This window comes from Acinetobacter sp. BWR-L5 (assembly GCF_039655985.1).
GTDB lineage: Bacteria > Pseudomonadota > Gammaproteobacteria > Pseudomonadales > Moraxellaceae > Acinetobacter > Acinetobacter johnsonii.
Map to the genome: position 1 here is coordinate 280,620 of NZ_JAGFEV010000003.1, position 18,307 is coordinate 298,926.

Here is an 18,307-nt window from a genome sequence, read left to right on the forward strand (position 1 = left end):
AGTGGGTTACTTTTTTTGGGGATAAAAAAATAATAGGAATGATACTGTGCTCAGGTTATATCGTAAGCCAAGTAAGGGGTTAATAGGAGTAGATATTAGTTCGACTTCTGTTAAGGTATTGGAACTTTCTGTTAAAAACAATCGGTATTGGGTGGAGAGCTATGCACTAGTCCCATTACCAGAAGGAAGTGTGGTCGAAAAAAATATATTGAATCCAGAAGCGGTTGGTGATGCCCTTGAGCGTGCGGTAAATTTGGCCAATGTTCAATCGACAGACGTAGCACTGGCAGTTCCGACGTCCATGGTGATTACTAAAATCATTGAAATGGATGCCGATATGAACGATGACGAACGTGAAATTCAGATTCGTGATGATGCTGAGCAATATATTCCATTCCCATTAGATGAAGCGAGTTTGGACTTTGAAGTCCTTCCAGACCGTTTAGCCAATCCAAATCGTGTCAATGTACTCCTCGTTGCAACCCGCATTGAAAATGTAGAGGCGCGTTCCGAAGCATTGGAATTAGGTGGTTTAACGCCTAAGATTGCCGATGTTGAAAGTTTCGCCATTGAAAATGCATTCAAAGTCTTTTCAGATACGCTTCCAATGGGTGTAAACACCGTTGGGATTCTGGACATCGGTCATACCATGACGACCTTATCTGTCATGCAGAATAATAAAGTCATTTATACGCGTGAACAGGTGTTCGGTGGTAAACAACTGACTCAAGAAATTCAAAACCGTTATGGTTTGTCCTTTGAGGAAGCTGGACGTGCTAAAAAAAGCCGTACTTTGCCTGATGACTATGATATTGAAGTACTTGAACCTTTTCTTGAAGCTGTGGTGCAGCAAGCAGCACGTTCTTTGCAGTTCTTTTTTTCGTCCTCTCAATTTAATGAGATCGACCATATTTTATTGGCGGGGGGGAATGCCAATATTCCAGGACTGGCGAAGTTATTACAACAAAAATTAGGTTATCGGGTCACCATTGCCAACCCATTTTTACAAATGGGCTTTTCTCCACAAATCGACATTAAAAAAATTGAAAATGATGCTTCATCACTCATGGTGGCATGTGGATTGGCATTGAGGAGTTTTGATTAATGGCAAAAATAAACCTACTCCCTTGGCGTGATGCGTTAAGAGAGAAACGAAAAAAAGAATTTATTGCCTATTGTGTTGGGGCTGCATTAGTTGGGGTTTTAGCTGTTGCTTTGGCTTGGTTCTTTTACAGTCAAAAACTTGAAGATCAAGAACAAGCCAATCAGTTGGTGGTGAGTACCAATCAAAACTTAGATGTTCAATTAAAGTCGTTGGAAGGTCTGCAAGAGCAGCGCAATGCGATTGTTGAACGGATGAAGTTGATCCAAGGTTTGCAAGGTCAACGTCCTGTGGCTGTTCGTTTGGTCGATGAAATGGTACGTGTTACACCAAGTAATATGTACATTACTAAGTTTGTGCGTACGGGTGATAAATTTACCATTGAAGGGAAAGCGGAAAGCCCGAATACAGTTGCGGAATTCTTACGAAATCTCGAAGCATCTGCGTGGTATCGCAATGCCTTTATGAATTCATTCTTGGTTGCTGAAGAGAAAAAAGATAAAGCACCAAGTTCCATCGTGCCACGTGTTGAAGAAGCCTATGGCACCTTTGTGGTCACCGCAGATTTAGATGAGATTGCACAGCCAGTAGCGCCTGATGCGACCGCACCTGAAGCCGCAAGCACAGTTAATAATTCAACAGCGGGGGCAGCACAATGAGTCGCGATGAATTTGAAGAATTAACATCAGAAAACCATGCTGTAACCAAGAAAAAAATGACGGTTGATAAGTTTTTTCAACAGTTTAATACCTTAGATCCAAACAATTACGGCAGTTGGCCCTTTTCAGTCAAATTGACTTGTTGGATCTTTATCATTTTAGTGATTGGGGCATTGGGTTATTTTGTTGTGATTAAGCCGAAGCTTGATGCGATTTCAAATGCACATGCACAAGAACAAAATTTACTGAATGAGTTTCGTGAAAAAGATTCAAAATTACGTAACTTGCAGCAATATCAAGCGCAATTGCAAGAAATGGAAGCTAATTTCAATCAGCAGTTAGAACAGTTGCCGAAAGAAACTGAAATTCCTGGTTTGGTTGAAGATATCAATGTGAGCGGCGTAAATTCTGGATTAAAGTTTAAAAATATTCGTTTAGAGCCAGAAATTCGCCAAGAGTTCTTTATCGAACAGCCGATTTCCATTGAAGCGACGGGTGATTATCATTCTTTTGGTTCATTTGTCAGTGGAATTGCAGCTTTACCGCGTATTGTGACCTTGCATGACTTCGATATCTCAGCATCAAGTAACAATGATAAAAAGACGGATATTCCGCAAATTTCATACAGTGTAAAAGCGAAAACCTACCGTTATGTCGGGGCGACGGCTACAACGGATGTTGATGTAAAAGATACAAAAAAAGATAAGAAAGCCAATGCGGGAGGTGCCAAGTAATGAAATATCAAAATCTCATGCTTAGTCTCTGCGTAGGACTATTCCTTGTTGGTTGTGATTCACGCATTGATGCGGTCAATATGCAAATGGCTGAAATTCGCAATCAGCCACCATTGCCGATCGAGCCAGCGCCAGATTTCCCACCTGTACCGACTTTTAATTATGCTGCGCACCAATTAAAGAGTCCGTTTATGCCAAGCTCATTAGCAGCTGAACTGAAAATTATGGCTGGAAAGCGTGTTTATCCAAACTTATCTCGCCAATTACAACCTTTGGAAAGTTATGCGATTGAATCGCTGAACATGAAAGGCAGTATGCGCGGGCAAAATGGACAAATTTTGGCGTTGATTCAAACACCTGATGGTGAAATTGAACGCGTGCAGCGTGGTAGTTATTTGGGGATGAATCATGGTCGTGTGATTAATATCACCGCCACACAAATTGATTTGATTGAAATTATTCCGGATGGGCGTGAGGGCTATGTCGAGCGCCCGAGAAGCCTAGTATTAATTGGGCCGGCGCCTTAAAAAAGGAAAAGGAATAAAAATGAAAAATAGTGCTAAAGATTTTATATTTGGGGATGGCAATACGATGAACCATATGTTCCGTCAGTTTTCAATGGGTGCAATTGCAATGGCGGTGATGCAGGCTGCAAGTGCGCAAGTCAGTATTACGAATATTGTGCCGATGCAAATTCCGGGACAGGGAACAGAAATTCGTGTCATGTTCAACGGTTTGCCACCACAGCCGCAAGCCTATCAGTTGGAACAGCCATCACGTTTGGTTTTGGATTTTGATAAAGCACAGCAGAGCCTAAAACAAGGCAGTATTGCGGTAGCAACGGCTGAAGCAAGTACGGTAGATGTAACTTCAGATGCGCAGCGTTCACGTTTAACTGTAAATTTGGCTGATGCGGGTGCATTTACTACACGTGTTGAAGGTAATACCTTTATTCTGAAAATTAACTCAGCGAACCCGGCGCTAGCAACACCTGTTGCTGCGACGCGTTCAGAGCAAGGTATTTCAAATATTGGCTTCCAGCGTGGTTCAGACGGTGAAGGCCAAGTTGTCATTGATTTAAAAGGTAGCAATACCCCTGTCGATGTGAAACAACAAGGCAGTAAAATTGTGGTGCGCGTTTTGGGGAATAAAATTCCTGCCCACTTATCACGCCGTCTCAATGTGAATGATTTCGCCACGCCTGTATCGACCATCGATGCACAAAACGATGGTAGTAATGGCCTGATCACAATTCAATCGAATGGCAGTTTTGAATATATGGCTTATCAGGCAGAAGATAAGCTCACCATTAGTTTAAAGCGTCCTGAAGATAAAAATCCAATGAAACCTAAAGCACCAAGTGCTTATACGGGCAAAAAGATTTCTTTAGATTTTCAAGATATTGAAGTGCGACGTGTATTACAGCTCTTAGCTGATTTTACAGGCATTAACATGGTGGCTTCGGACACAGTACAAGGCAATATTACCTTGCGCCTTAAAGATGTTCCGTGGGATCAAGCACTTGATATTATTATGAAAACCAAGAACTTGGATAAGCGACGAAATGGTAATGTGATTTGGATTGCTCCTGTAGCTGAACTGATCAAATCTGAGGAAGATGAAGCCAAAGCCATCGCACAAAGCATTAAACTTGCTCCGATTCAAACTGATTACATTCAATTGAGTTATGCAAAATCGGCGGATGTGTTGAAATTGTTAGAAGACTCTCGTGACAGTAAAGGGAGTGAGTCGAATCGTACAGCGGGTTCAGAGTCATTGGCTTTAGAAAGCTTATTAAGTGCTCGTGGTAGTGCAGTTTCTGATTCGCGTACCAATACGCTCATTATTAATGATACGCAGCAAAATATTGACAAGATTCGTCGCATGATTGACTTGTTGGATGTCGCAGTGAAACAGGTGATGGTCGAAGCCCGTATTGTCACAGCATCAACAGACTTTTCTCGTGAATTGGGGATTAAGTGGAGTGCGAAGAAGCTGGGCAATAGCCCAGTGTGGGGTGGAGATTTCCAGCCAAGTTTTGATTTGGGTGTGGATTTAGCAACAAACACTGCTGGTACGTTTAACTTTGGTTTGTTGAAAATTTCAGACTATATGTTAAACCTTGAGTTAAGCGCACTTCAAGCGGATGGTCATGGTGAAGTGTTATCAGCACCGAAAGTACTTACTGGCGATAAACAGAAAGCCTATATCTTGCGTGGTACAGAGATTCCTTATCAAACATGGAGTGCGACGGAAGGTTTAAAAACTGAGTTTCGCGCGGCTAACTTAAAGTTAGAAGTGACGCCAAGTATTACTCCAGATGGTAAAGTTCAAATGGCGCTCATGGTTGAAAAAGACTCGATTGGTGACATTACTAATGATGGTATTGCGATTGACACCAGTGAACTACAAACCAATGTACTGGTAGATGATGGTGAGACCGTCGTACTAGGTGGTATTTTTGATGATACGAAACGTAATGACTATCAAAAAGTGCCATTCTTGGGTGATTTGCCTGTGGTGGGTAACTTATTTAAGAATAATGTCAAAACGACGATACAAACGGAGTTATTGATTTTTGTGACACCACGAATTGTTAATGACAGTGTTTCAAGAAATCATTAATATATTTTCAATTTGAACAAATCTAAAAGGTGACTCCTTGCCAAGCAAAGAGTTTGAGACCCTACCAAATATTTATTTGGTAGGGCCTATGGGGGCTGGAAAAACAACGGTAGGACGACATTTAGCTGAACTGTTAGGGCGCGAGTTTCTTGATAGTGATCATGAGATTGAGCGTAAAACAGGGGCAACGATTCCATGGATCTTTGAAAAAGAGGGTGAGCTTGGGTTTCGTAGTCGTGAAACGGTTGTAATTGATGAGTTAACCTCTCGACCTAACTTGGTCTTGGCCACAGGTGGTGGGGCGGTGACTCAGGCTCCAAATCGCGCATTCCTAAAACAACGGGGTATCGTTGTTTATCTTTATACTCCTGTCGAAATTCAGCTACAGCGAACCTATCGTGATAAAAATCGCCCACTGCTTCAAGTGGAGAATCCTGAACAAAAGTTAACTGACTTGCTCAGCGTTCGAGATCCTTTATATCGTGAAGTTGCCCATTATATTATCGAGACCAATCAAGGGGCTGCACGTGATCTTGCGCAGCGTATCTTAAACTTGATTCTTGTAAAGTAGTTTTGATTCAGTTTTGAAGTGATTTGATCCATGCAAACCTTATATGTTGAACTTGGCGAACGCCGTTACCCGATCTTTATTGGTAGTGATTTAGATCCAAAAGCTTTACTTGAGCCGTATATTCATGGGCGCCAAGTGATGATTGTGAGTAATGAAACGGTCGCTCCTTTGTATTTAGCGCGTTACGTGGCAGCAATTGAAGCGTTGGGAAAAACAGTTGCAACGTGTATTTTGCCCGATGGTGAAAAATATAAGAATATTGAGCACCTCAACCTGATTTTTGATGCATTGTTAGTGTCAGGTTTCAACCGTGATTGTACAGTTTTAGCTTTAGGCGGTGGCGTGATTGGGGATATGGCGGGCTTTGCTTCAGCATGCTTCCAGCGTGGGGTCTATTTTATTCAGGTGCCAACCACACTTCTTTCACAGGTGGATTCGAGTGTTGGTGGTAAAACAGGGATTAACCATCCGCTGGGTAAAAACATGATCGGGGCATTTCAACAACCGCAAGTGGTCTTGGCGGATATGTCTCAACTTAAAACGCTGCCATCACGTGAGTTATCCGCAGGTTTGGCAGAAGTGATTAAGTACGCACTTTTGGGTGATGCTGACTTTCTCACTTGGTTGGAACAACATATGGATGCTTTGGTGCAGGGGGATGAAGCTGCACTGGCTGAAGCTGTGTATCGTTCTTGTGCCCATAAAGCGCGTATTGTTGCTAATGATGAAAAAGAACAAGGTGAGCGTGCTTTATTGAATCTTGGGCATACCTTTGGACATGCGATTGAATCTTATCTAGGCTATGGTGAATGGCTCCATGGTGAAGCTGTGGCAACAGGTATGGTGATGGCAGCAGATTTATCGCAGCGTATGGGATGGATCAATGCAGAAGATTTGGCGCGTACAAAAAATATCATTCAACGTGCGAATTTACCGATAGTATGTCCGCAGATTCCCCTTGATGACTTTTTGGCGTATATGGCTCATGATAAGAAAGTCTTGAACGGGCAGCTTCGTTTGGTTTTGATGCAAGCGGTAGGGCAGGCCATCATTACCAAAACATTTGATGTAGAATTGATGAAACAGGCGATTTTAGCCAACCAAGAGCAGGCATAACTTTATTATGGCAACAACCCTTAGAACCCAGTGGCAGACAAAGCAAAATTATATTTGGCTTGCATTCGGAGGGGTATGCTTGTTTGGCGCCTTAGTCTTTTGGGCCATTACAGATCAAGAGACTGTCGTTGAAATTGAAAAAAAGGCTGAATCTGAAGTTGAGTTACAAATTCAGCCAGAAAAAGTCGCAACAACCGCACATTTAGGCTCATTCCTCGATGAAGTAAAACCTTTGGATATGACGACACGTGTTGTAGCAATCGCACAGCATGAAGCTGAATTTCGTGGGACCAAATTTATTCAGGAAAATAAAAAGAACAGTACAGTTGAACTGTTTAGAGTCTCAGAAGAAGCGATTATTAAGCGCTTTTTGCAAAGGCAATCTGATCGTCAAGCTTTTAACTACTTAAGACTGACGGGTGAAAACCAAATTGAGCAATATGTGCTGATCTATGGTGTGTATAAAAATGTCAATGAGGCGCAAAAGGCATTGGCGGATTTAAAACTGACGTTGCCGAAGTCGGTGCAACCCAAAGTTGGAAAAATTGAAAGCTATACTGAATATGTCAATGATCTCGGTTCTGATGAACTTGGACTTAGCAATAAGCTCTATGCTGTGCAGTTGAAACCAGCCGCTGTGCCCGTGATTGATGAAGCCACTCTTGCTGCGCGTCAACAAGCGGCACGTGCAGCAGTTGCACAAAATAAACAATCGACAACATCGACGACGGTTACTCGTCGTGATGCGGATGGAAATGTGGTTGATGTGCAAAAGTCACAAACAACCGTAGAGAATGCGCCACAAAATAAAACAAATGAACCTGAAGTGACCGACCCATTTAATTAAAATTGGTTCATTATGGCGCATCAAAAAATGTAAATTTCATATACGCACAAATATAGTGCAATAAATGAATTGTCCTCGAACTTTATTTTTACTTAAAAAACACAAACCTAATAAAACTAAAGCGCTTAACACACAAAATAAATAATTGGCACAAAACTTGCTTTAATGGTGCATGAATTGAGTTGATGTCACTGTTTTGGCGCAAAAAAGATTCGATTTATGAGCGAAATAGTAGCGGCCAAGTGCCTTAAATAAGTGCGTGACTGCTGCATACATTTTTTCAATTAAGACATGCATAAAGACGAAAATCAGTCTATCTTGGGTGTGAAGAAAAAATGCTGTACTTCAATCAGAATCTGAATATGAGTCAATTGAACGAATCGGCAAGAAGTAATTAGATTGTTAGACGCCCGACAGGGCCTGTAGAAAGAAGGGTACGCTATGCACATGCCATCGCCTAATACTGTAGCTCCCGCTCAAGGTTTATACCAACCGGATGAGTTTAAAGATAACTGTGGTTTTGGTTTAATCGCCCATATGCAGGGTGATGCAAGCCATGATCTTGTCAAGACTGCTATGCACAGTCTGAGCTGTATGACCCACCGCGGTGGTATTGCTGCAGATGGTAAGACAGGGGATGGTTGCGGTTTACTCTTAGCAATGCCAAAACAGTTTTTCCGTGAAGAAGCGAAAAAACTCAGCGATATTACGCTCAGTGAAGTTTTTGCTGTCGGTACGGTGTTCTTAAGCCTCGATCCAGAGATTGCAGCACATGCAAAACAAATTCTAAGCAAAGAAATTGAATCTGAAGGTTGCCGAGTATTGGCGTGGCGTGTGGTCCCGACCAATAACGATGCTTTGGGTTCGATTGCGATGCAGTCACTTCCTGCGTTTGAACAAATTATTGTGAACTGCCCAATGGGTGTATCTGAAGTTGAGTTTAACCGTAAACTTTTCTTGGCACGCCGCCGTGCAGAACAGCAGCTCAGCAATGACTCATCATTTTATGTAACTACATTATGTTCAACAGTGATTAGCTATAAAGGCTTGATGATGCCTGAAGCGATTGCTGACTTCTATACAGACTTGGCAGACCCACGTCTTGAGTCACATATTGTGGTGTTCCACCAACGTTTCTCGACAAATACTTTGCCGCGTTGGCCTTTGGCGCAGCCATTCCGTTATCTTGCGCACAATGGCGAAATTAATACCATTACAGCGAACCGTAACTGGGCGATGGCGCGTACGCCAAAGTTTGAAAACCCATTATTGCCTGGTTTAACTGAACTTAACCCAATCGTGAACCGTACTGGCTCGGATTCTTCAAGCTTGGACAACATGCTTGAAATTCTTGTGGGCGGCGGTATGGACTTGTTCCGTGCATTGCGTATGTTGGTTCCGCCAGCATGGCAGAACGTGGAGACGTTAGATGCCGATTTGCGTGCATTCTATGAGTTTAACTCGAAGCATATGGAAGCGTGGGATGGTCCTGCTGGTCTAGTGATTCAAGATGGTCGTCATGCAATTTGTATGTTGGATCGTAATGGTTTACGTCCAGCACGTTGGGTGATTACCAAAAATGGTTACATCACACTGGCGTCTGAAATTGGTGTATGGGGCTACGAGCCTGAAGACGTGATTTCTAAAGGTCGTGTCGGTCCAGGTCAAATTCTAGTGATCGATACTTTCACAGGTAAAATGCTCGACACTAAAGATGTCAGCACGCATTTGAAAAAAATGCGTCCTTATCGTGAATGGTTACGTGAAAACTCAGTTCGTGTTCAAGGTAGTCCAGAGCTTGAAGAGTATTTATGTGATCAAGGCTTAAAAGGCGATGACCTGAAAGCATCACAAAAAATGTTTATGGTGACCTTTGAAGAGCGTGATCAATTGCTTCGTCCAATCGCTGAAAGCGGTCAGGAAGCAGTGGGTTCAATGGGTGATGATACGCCAATGGCGGTTTTGTCTCGCCAAGTACGTCATGTGTCGGATTACTTCCGTCAACAGTTTGCTCAGGTCACCAACCCACCAATCGACCCATTACGTGAGTCGATTGTGATGTCATTGGAAACGTGTTTAGGTCGTGAGCAAAACGTTTTTGAACAGAGCCCTGAGCATGCGGATCGTTTGATCATTTCAAGCCCAGTGTTGTCAAATTCGAAAATGCATCAAATCCGTACGCTGGGTCGTAAGGGTTATGAAATTGCAGATATCGATTTAAATTATGCGGAAGATGAAGGTCTAGAAGCTGCAATTGCGCGTATCTGTGAAGAAGCAGCTCAAGCGATTCGTGATGGCAAAACCTTATTAGTGTTGTCTGATAAGAAAATTCGTCAAGGTTTCTTGCCTGCAAATGCATTGATGGCAACAGGTGCTGTACATCACTATTTAATTAATGTTGGTTTACGTACGGATGCCAACATTATTGTTGAAACAGCACTGGCGCGTGATCCGCATCAATTTGCAGTTATTCTAGGCTTTGGTGCGACAGCAATTTATCCTTATCTTGCTTATGACGTGATCAATGACTTGGTTGCCAAAGGTGAGCTATTGGGTGACCCAATCCAAGCGCAAGTGAATTTCCGTAAAGGCATTGAAAAAGGCTTGTTAAAAGTTCTTTCAAAAATGGGTATTTCAACGGTGGCATCTTACCGTGGTGGTCAGTTGTTTGAAGCGGTGGGTCTGTCTGAAGAAGTGGTTTCAAAATGCTTCACGGGTGTACCAAGCCGTATCAAAGGTGCAACCTTTGTTGACCTTGAAAATGACCAAAAGAAATTGGCTGAAACTGCATGGAAAACACGTAAACCAATCGATCAAGGTGGTTTGCTGAAATTTGTTTTCGACAAGGAATACCATGCATTCAACCCAGACGTGATCAATGCTTTGCATAAATCAGTGCGTTCTGGTCAATATGCAGACTTTAAAGAATATGCTGAGCTGGTGAATAACCGTCCAGTGGCAACAATTCGCGACCTATTAAAGTTAAAAACAGATAACTCGATTGCTCTAGATCAAGTGGAGTCTGTAGAAGCGATTTTACCGCGCTTTGACTCTGCAGGCATGTCTTTAGGTGCATTGTCTCCTGAAGCGCATGAGGCGATTGCGATTGCGATGAATACCATTGGTGGCCGTTCAAACTCGGGTGAGGGTGGTGAAGATCCAGCGCGTTATGGCACGATTCGTAACTCGAAAATCAAACAGATTGCATCAGGTCGTTTTGGTGTAACGCCTGCGTATTTAACCTCTGCTGAAGTCTTGCAGATTAAAGTGGCGCAAGGGGCTAAACCGGGTGAGGGTGGTCAATTACCAGGGGGTAAAGTGAATGGCTTAATTGCACGTTTACGTTATTCGGTGCCGGGAGTGACCTTAATTTCTCCGCCACCGCACCATGACATTTACTCGATTGAAGATTTATCACAATTGATCTTTGACTTAAAACAAGTCAATCCTCAAGCGATGGTTTCAGTGAAACTGGTGTCTGAGCCGGGTGTAGGCACCATTGCAGCAGGTGTGGCAAAAGCCTATGCTGACTTCATTACCATTTCAGGTTATGACGGTGGTACAGCAGCCTCTCCATTGTCTTCAATTCACCATGCAGGTTCGCCTTGGGAGTTGGGTCTTTCTGAAGCGCATCAAGCACTTCGTGTCAATGACCTGCGCGGTAAAGTTCGTGTTCAAACCGACGGTGGTTTGAAAACTGGTCTAGATGTGGTGAAAGCAGCCATTTTAGGTGCAGAAAGCTTTGGCTTTGGTTCTACACCAATGATTGCTTTAGGTTGTAAATACCTGCGTATTTGTCACTTGAATAACTGTGCAACGGGTGTTGCAACTCAACAAGATCATTTACGCCAAGAACATTATATTGGCGAGCCACAAATGCTCATCAACTTCTTCACCTTCATTGCTGAAGAAACACGTGAGTGGCTGGCAGCGTTGGGTGTTTCAAGCCTTAAAGACTTGATTGGTCGTACGGATTTGCTTGAAATGCTTCCAGGTGAAACGGAGAAACATGCGCACCTTGATTTGAGCGCATTACTGGAGTCACATCCTTCTGCGCAAGGTAAGGCGCAGTACTGTGAAGTTGAAGGTAACGCACCGTTTGATAAAGGCTTGCTTGCTGAGAAAATGGTTGCTGAAATGCTACCAGCAATTGAAGCTGGGACCACAGGTGAATATCACTTCACCATTGGTAACTGTGACCGTTCAATTGGTGCACGTATTTCAGGTGAGATTGCGCGTCGTTATGGCAACCTCAGTATGGAAGCGCACCCAGTGAAGATGAACTTGGTGGGTACTGCGGGTCAATCCCTCGGTGTTTGGAACGCAGGTGGTTTGCACATTCGATTAGAAGGTGATGCGAACGACTACGTGGGCAAAGGTATGGCAGGTGGTCGTGTGTCGATCTTCCCGCCAAAAGGTTCGCCTTTCCAAACTCAAGAAACGGCAATCATTGGTAACACTTGCTTATACGGTGCAACGGGCGGTAAATTGTTCGCGGCAGGTACAGCAGGTGAGCGTTTTGCAGTACGTAACTCGGGTGCTTTCGCTGTAATTGAAGGTGCAGGCGATCACTGTTGTGAATATATGACAGGTGGTATCGTGACTGTACTTGGTAAAGTGGGACATAACTTCGGTGCAGGTATGACAGGTGGTTTTGCTTACGTTCTTGACCTTGATAATGACTTCGTTGATCATTACAACCACGAGCTGATTGAGCTGAATCGTATTTCGACTGAATCGATGGAAGAACATAAAGAGTTCTTAAGCCGTATCTTAGATGAACACATTGCTGAGACTGGTAGTGCTTGGGCGTACAAGATCCGTAACGAGTTTGATTTCTACAGTCGTAAATTCTGGTTGGTGAAACCGAAAGCTGCCAATTTACAGACTTTGTTGAAAACCACTCAAGCTGATCCACAATAATTCCACTACTGCTGATACATAGGCAGGTGCAGACGATAGATAAACGGGCTGCACCTACCCACGGAGAGAGACATGGCAGAGCGCCTAAACAATGACTTTCAATTTCTGGATGTAGCACGCCAAGATCCAGAGAAAAAAGAGATTCAGGTCCGCAAAGCAGAGTTTGTGGAAATTTATAAACCTTTTACAGCGGAAGTGGCAGCAAATCAGACCCACCGTTGTTTAGGGTGTGGTAACCCATATTGTGAATGGAAATGTCCAGTACATAACTACATTCCAAACTGGTTAAAATTGATCGCTGAAGGTCGTATTTTCCAAGCAGCAGAATTGTGCCACCAAACCAACACGCTACCTGAAGTATGTGGTCGTGTTTGTCCGCAAGACCGTTTATGTGAAGGGGCTTGTACCTTAAACGATGGTTTTGGTGCAGTGACGATTGGTAACGCTGAAAAATACATCAATGACACCGCCTTTGCACTGGGCTGGCGTCCAGATATGTCTTCAGTAAAGTGGACAGATAAAAAAGTCGCGATCATTGGTGCAGGCCCTGCGGGTCTAGGCTGTGCTGATATTTTGGTGCGTAGCGGGGTTAAACCTGTTGTATTCGACAAACGCCCTGAAATCGGTGGTCTACTGACCTTTGGTATTCCAGAATTTAAAATGGAAAAAGATGTGATGAAGCGTCGCCGTGAAATCTTTACGGGTATGGGTGTGGAATTTCGTTTAAATACTGAAATTGGGACAGATGTCACCATCGATCAACTGCTTGCAGAATACGATGCGGTGTTCATGGGTATGGGTACTTATACCTATATGAAAGGCGGCTTTGCAGGTGAAGACCTTAATGGTGTCTATGATGCATTGGATTTCTTGATTGCCAATGTCAACCGTACTCAAGGTTGGGAAAAAGACCCAAGCGAGTACATTAGTGTTGAAGGTAAAAAGGTGATTGTTCTTGGCGGTGGTGACACAGCAATGGACTGTAACCGTACCTCTATTCGTCAGGGTGCGGAAGTGGTGAGCTGTGCATACCGTCGTGACGAAGAAAATATGCCAGGTTCACGTCGTGAAGTGCAAAATGCCAAAGAAGAAGGTGTCAACTTCTTGTTTAACCGTCAACCGATTGAAATCGTCGGTGAAAATGGCAAAGTCACGGGTGTGAAAGTGGTTACAACTCAACTTGGTGAGCCTGATAGCCGTGGTCGTCGCAGCCCAGAACCAATTCCGGGTTCAGAAGAAATTTTACCTGCAGATGCAGTGTTATTGGCATTTGGTTTCCGTACCAGCCCTGCGGATTGGTTTACAAATGTGAATATTAACCTTGATGGTTCAGGTCGTGTGGTTGCAGCTGAACAGCAAACCTATAAATTCCAAACCTCAAATCCGAAAATCTTTGCGGGTGGTGATATGGTTCGTGGTTCAGACCTTGTTGTCACAGCGATTTGGGAAGGCCGTCAAGCGGCTGAAGGTATTTTGGATTATTTAGACATTTAATCTAAATCGTTCAACAAAAAAACCCGCTTCGGCGGGTTTTTTTATGATCACTATTTGCCTGAGATGATATGAAAGAGGTGGATCGGGATAAATCGAAAAAGATCTGGTGGAGAGTCTGATAAAAATGGACGAATTTGCAAATGCACTAAGCATTTTTGCCATATGTGAATGGCCTCTAAATTCAGATACTGAAGATCGCTCGGTTAAATGTTAGGAAATGGACATGACTCAAGTGACGACAGAAAAACTATATCAACATCGTCCAAAAGCTCAGGGTATTACGATTCGACGTTTGCAATTTAACCCCAAAGCCATTCGCCGGCATTATTTTGCCAATTCACCGGTCATGTCGCATTTACTGACGGCATTGTCTTCGACTTTTCCCATCGGTGAGCAGTTCTTTGTGCATAGTGTGCGCAATGTACGTGACCAAGTGAAGGATGACAATCTTCAAGCGCAGATTGCGGCATTTATTGGTCAAGAGGCGATGCATTCTCAAGCACACACGGCATTTAATGCTGCATGGCGCCGTGATGATTATAATCTCGACCGTTTTCAGGCATGGTTGGCGCGTAAAGATGATTATGTGAAAAATCTGCATCCTAAAATTCAGCTCGCAATCACCTGCGCTTTTGAGCATTTTACGGCACTGCTAGGCGGCTATATTTTAAGGCATCCTGAGGTATTGAGTACCTTGGATGATGATGCGGTTAAACTCTGGGTGTGGCATGCCATTGAAGAAATTGAGCATCGTGCGGTTGCCTTTGATGTTTATCAAGATGTGTATGGTGATGACAAGATTCGCCGTTTAATTATGCGCAGTGTAACGACAGGTTTCGCCAGTTTAACTTTTTACTCGGCCAGTCGATTATTTTTACAAGACCACAAAAATAGTATACCTAAATTGGGCGGGAATCTCTTTGGATTGTATTTGCTGGCGAAGATGTTTGTGCAATTGCTGCCTGAATATCTGTCTTACTACAAAACCAACTTTCATCCCTCAGATATTGATTACACCCAGTTGTTGAAATACTGGAAAACCCGTTTGGCAGAAGACTATCAACTCGAAGGTTTTCAGCAGGAGTTGCACGCGGCTATTTAGTTTAAGTATAAAAATAAATAATCAAAACCGAGTGAAGTTCACTCGGTTTTTTCATTTTTAGCTACTTTAACTAAAAGCAACAAAAGGATAATCAAATGTGTTTACAATCAGGTTATTGCAATAAATACAAAAGAAAGAGGATAGCTGAATGAATTTTATGAAAAAAACTGCTGTCGTTGTTACCCTTGCGAGCACGTTAACGCTATCGGGCTGTGGTTATAATACCTTACAGGTTAAAGATGAGGCGGTTACAGCTGCGTGGTCGGAAGTACAAAACCAATATCAACGCCGCGCAGATTTGGTGCCGAATTTGGTGAATGTGGTGAAGGGGTATGCCAAACATGAAGAGCAAGTTCTAACCGAAGTTACGCAGGCTCGTGCCAATGTGGCAGGTTTAAAAGTCGATAAAGAAGTATTAGAAGACCCTGCATTATTCCAAAAATATCAAGAAGCGCAGGCACAAATGACGGGTGCATTGTCGCGTTTAATTGCGGTCTCAGAAAACTATCCAGATTTAAAAGCCAATGAGCAATTCCGTGATTTGCAGGTTCAGCTCGAAGGTACCGAAAACCGTATTGCTGTGGCGCGTAATCGCTATATTACTACGGTGCAAGACTTTAACTCCTATTCACGCCAGTTCCCACAAGTCATGACTGCCAAGGTGATTGGGATGGACACTAAACCGAACTTTAGTGCAGAGCAAAGTGCGCAAAAGGCGCCAACGGTGTCATTTAACTAGCTGTGACTTAAAGTAATCGTAACCATAGGGTGAATGAATGATAGGACAGCAGCAGTTCTTACTACGGTTTTCGTATAAATGGGTGCTTGCATTCATTTTATCAGGACTGCTGTGTCTAAGTTCGTTAACATGGGCAGAGGTTGCTACAGCAACAGATGATGCTGCGGAAACAGTCGTTGCTGGAAAAATGATTCAAGGTCAGCATGCGGCGAGTTCCAATAATGTAAGTTCTACGAATGCTGATGTCGTGTCACAACCGCCCGTTGCCAATGATATGGCAGAAGGTGAATCGATACGGGCGTTGCCGACCTTAAATGAACCCGTGATCGATCAAGCACATATTTTAAGTACTGAAGATAAGCAAGCCATTGACCAAAAAATCCGTGCCTTGCATGACACAGGAAAAGCCCAAATAGGCGTAGTGATTGTACCCACCACAGGTCAAGAGGATATTTTTGGTTTTGCCATGCGTATTGCAGATCAATGGAAACTTGGTTCAGCAAAGCAGGACAACGGTTTGCTGATTGCAATTGCCGTTAATGACCGACGTATGCAGATTCTTACGGGTTATGGTTTGGAAGGAGTCATTCCTGACATTATTGCGAATCGCATTATTAACCAACAAATCACACCGTATTTTAAGCAAGCTCAGTATGCTCAAGGGATCAATGCGGGACTTTCTGAAGTTGAACGGATTTTAAATCTTGATCCTGAAGTTGCAGCTCAAGCGGCGCAACAACTACAAGAACGCCAAGAGCAAGCTATTCGAGAGCAGGAAGCCAAAAGTAAAACGTTTAGTACTGCTTTATTTATCTTAATTGCAGGGGCAATTGGCTCATTTGTGGTGGGCAAGCGTTTAAGTGCTTCGACGGCTGCAGTTGCAGGAACCGTTGCAGGCTTGGTGAATGGAGCAGGCTTAATCACCAGCTTACTGATTGGTGGCGGGATTTTCTTTTTACTCATCACGGCCTTAGCCCAAACGATTTTTCAGCTTTTTCTCTCTTCTGGCGGTGGAGGTGGGCGCGGAGGTCGTGGTGGCGGCGGTTTTGGTGGAGGTGGATATAGTGGCGGGGGCGGAGGCTTCGGCGGTGGAGGAGCATCAGGGTCATGGTAACAACAACTGAAACGACGGAAATCGTCACTAAACCAAAGCTAGATGAAGTCGTACAACCGAGTTTTAAACGTTGGTTAAGGCATTTATTGCATATGCCCGCGAGTAAACGTTTCTTTAATCAGCAAGATCAATATGCGATTGCACAAGCGGTAGCTGTTGCTGAACATGGGCATATTGGGGAAATTCAGGTAGTAATCGAAGGGCATATGCCTGCACGAGAAGCCTATTATTTGGATACTCGTGGACGTGCGAAACAGCTTTTTGCTGAGCTGGGGGTGTGGGATACCGAGTGGAATAGCGGTATTTTACTGTACTTAAACTTGTGTGAACGCAAAGTCGAGATTGTGATTGATCGTGGGATACAACACGCCACGACACAGCAGGTTTGGGATGATGTTTGCCAGAGTATGATTGAAAAAATGTCACAGCGACAGTATCGGCAGGCTTTAGTCGAGGGTGTTACACAAATTGGGACTATTTTGGATCAATTCTATGCCAATAAAATAGAAGATAAAGCTGATGAATTGATCAATTCGCCAATTATGTTGAACTAGAAAGAGGGAAACTGACAATATTTGTCAGTTTTTTACATAAAAATACAATACTCAAAAATAAATTTTTAAATAGTGAAATAAAGTGCTGTTTTTTATTTGAAAATAAATATAATAAATGTTGGCATAATACATGCTAATTACAAAGTAGCTTAAAAAGCTTATAAAAAATTAACAAAACATTTGTGGAGAATGTTATGAAATCAGTTCAAAAGGGTTTCACCCTTATCGAATTAATGATCGTTGTTGCAATTATCGGTATTTTGGCTGCAGTAGCATTGCCTGCTTATCAAAACTATACAGTTAAGGCGCGTGTATCTGAAGTAATTTTAGCTGCATCTTCATGCCGTAGCACCATTACGGATATGGTCCAAAATTCACCTGTTGCAGATGTGGAAGATGTTTTGGCATCGAGCTGTACAATTACAGCTACAAAAATGGTTACAAGTGGGAGTGCTGATAAAGATGGCGTAGTAACAGTTAAAGGTAATTCAGCTAATTTAGGTGGAGATACAACTACTAGTCTTGATTCAATTACATTAACTCCAATGGTTGCAGGGGCAGAGCTAGTGGGTTCAACTGATGGTGGAAAAACTATCGAAGGTTGGAAATGTGGCCCTGCTGGAACTAATCCTATGCCAATTAAATATTTACCAGGTTCTTGCCAAGGTACTTACTAATCTATTGTTAGGTTAGTATGAGAAAAGACTGGGAAACCAGTCTTTTTTTT

At 43.1% G+C, this 18,307-nt stretch carries 15 protein-coding genes; all 15 read left to right on the forward strand.

Features of this window, described 5'->3' with window-relative positions:
- Nucleotides 1-46: 46 nt before the first annotated feature.
- The 15 genes from JZ787_RS07055 to JZ787_RS07125 all read left to right on the forward strand — a co-directional run bounded on the left by JZ787_RS07055 (nt 47) and on the right by JZ787_RS07125 (nt 18,257).
- Nucleotides 47-1,105, forward strand: a complete 1,059-nt coding sequence (locus JZ787_RS07055; RefSeq protein ID WP_058870420.1) for a pilus assembly protein PilM — start codon at nt 47-49, stop codon at nt 1,103-1,105.
- Nucleotides 1,105-1,761, forward strand: a complete 657-nt coding sequence (locus JZ787_RS07060) for a PilN domain-containing protein (protein ID WP_184117975.1) — start codon at nt 1,105-1,107, stop codon at nt 1,759-1,761. The genes JZ787_RS07055 and JZ787_RS07060 overlap by 1 nt, the downstream gene beginning before the upstream one ends.
- Nucleotides 1,758-2,495 (forward strand): type 4a pilus biogenesis protein PilO, encoded by a 738-nt coding sequence (locus tag JZ787_RS07065; RefSeq protein WP_168158667.1) that lies wholly within the window; start codon nt 1,758-1,760, stop codon nt 2,493-2,495. The genes JZ787_RS07060 and JZ787_RS07065 overlap by 4 nt, the downstream gene beginning before the upstream one ends.
- A complete protein-coding gene (locus JZ787_RS07070; RefSeq protein ID WP_094148569.1) occupies nt 2,495-3,022 on the forward strand; it encodes a pilus assembly protein PilP in 528 nt (175 codons plus the stop codon). The genes JZ787_RS07065 and JZ787_RS07070 overlap by 1 nt, the downstream gene beginning before the upstream one ends.
- 19 nt (nt 3,023-3,041) lie before the next feature.
- Nucleotides 3,042-5,120, forward strand: coding sequence for a type IV pilus secretin PilQ family protein (locus JZ787_RS07075; protein WP_346312008.1), 2,079 nt, complete (start codon nt 3,042-3,044; stop codon nt 5,118-5,120).
- Nucleotides 5,121-5,157: 37 nt separating this feature from the next.
- Nucleotides 5,158-5,691 (forward strand): shikimate kinase AroK, encoded by a 534-nt coding sequence (aroK, locus tag JZ787_RS07080; RefSeq protein WP_062032260.1) that lies wholly within the window; start codon nt 5,158-5,160, stop codon nt 5,689-5,691.
- 30 nt (nt 5,692-5,721) lie between these two features.
- A complete protein-coding gene (gene aroB, locus JZ787_RS07085; RefSeq protein ID WP_346312009.1) occupies nt 5,722-6,807 on the forward strand; it encodes a 3-dehydroquinate synthase in 1,086 nt (361 codons plus the stop codon).
- 7 nt (nt 6,808-6,814) lie between these two features.
- A complete protein-coding gene (locus JZ787_RS07090; protein WP_346312010.1) occupies nt 6,815-7,654 on the forward strand; it encodes a hypothetical protein in 840 nt (279 codons plus the stop codon).
- A gap of 447 nt (nt 7,655-8,101) precedes the next feature.
- Nucleotides 8,102-12,577 carry a glutamate synthase large subunit gene (gene gltB, locus JZ787_RS07095; RefSeq protein WP_346312011.1) on the forward strand — a complete coding sequence of 1,492 codons (4,476 nt, stop codon included), beginning with the start codon at nt 8,102-8,104 and terminating at the stop codon, nt 12,575-12,577.
- Nucleotides 12,578-12,649: 72 nt separating this feature from the next.
- Complete coding sequence (locus JZ787_RS07100) at nt 12,650-14,071, forward strand: FAD-dependent oxidoreductase (RefSeq protein ID WP_151835964.1); 1,422 nt, start codon at nt 12,650-12,652, stop codon at nt 14,069-14,071.
- A gap of 223 nt (nt 14,072-14,294) precedes the next feature.
- Nucleotides 14,295-15,173 (forward strand): metal-dependent hydrolase, encoded by an 879-nt coding sequence (locus JZ787_RS07105; protein WP_168158661.1) that lies wholly within the window; start codon nt 14,295-14,297, stop codon nt 15,171-15,173.
- Between the two features lie 148 nt (nt 15,174-15,321).
- Nucleotides 15,322-15,912 carry a LemA family protein gene (locus tag JZ787_RS07110; RefSeq protein WP_004978062.1) on the forward strand — a complete coding sequence of 197 codons (591 nt, stop codon included), beginning with the start codon at nt 15,322-15,324 and terminating at the stop codon, nt 15,910-15,912.
- Between the two features lie 37 nt (nt 15,913-15,949).
- Nucleotides 15,950-17,026, forward strand: a complete 1,077-nt coding sequence (locus JZ787_RS07115) for a TPM domain-containing protein (protein ID WP_346312012.1) — start codon at nt 15,950-15,952, stop codon at nt 17,024-17,026.
- Entirely contained in the window at nt 17,020-17,580 is a 561-nt protein-coding gene (locus JZ787_RS07120) for a TPM domain-containing protein (RefSeq protein WP_346312013.1), read from the forward strand. The genes JZ787_RS07115 and JZ787_RS07120 overlap by 7 nt, the downstream gene beginning before the upstream one ends.
- A 194-nt stretch (nt 17,581-17,774) precedes the next feature.
- Nucleotides 17,775-18,257, forward strand: a complete 483-nt coding sequence (locus JZ787_RS07125) for a pilin (protein ID WP_346312014.1) — start codon at nt 17,775-17,777, stop codon at nt 18,255-18,257.
- Nucleotides 18,258-18,307: the final 50 nt, after the last annotated feature.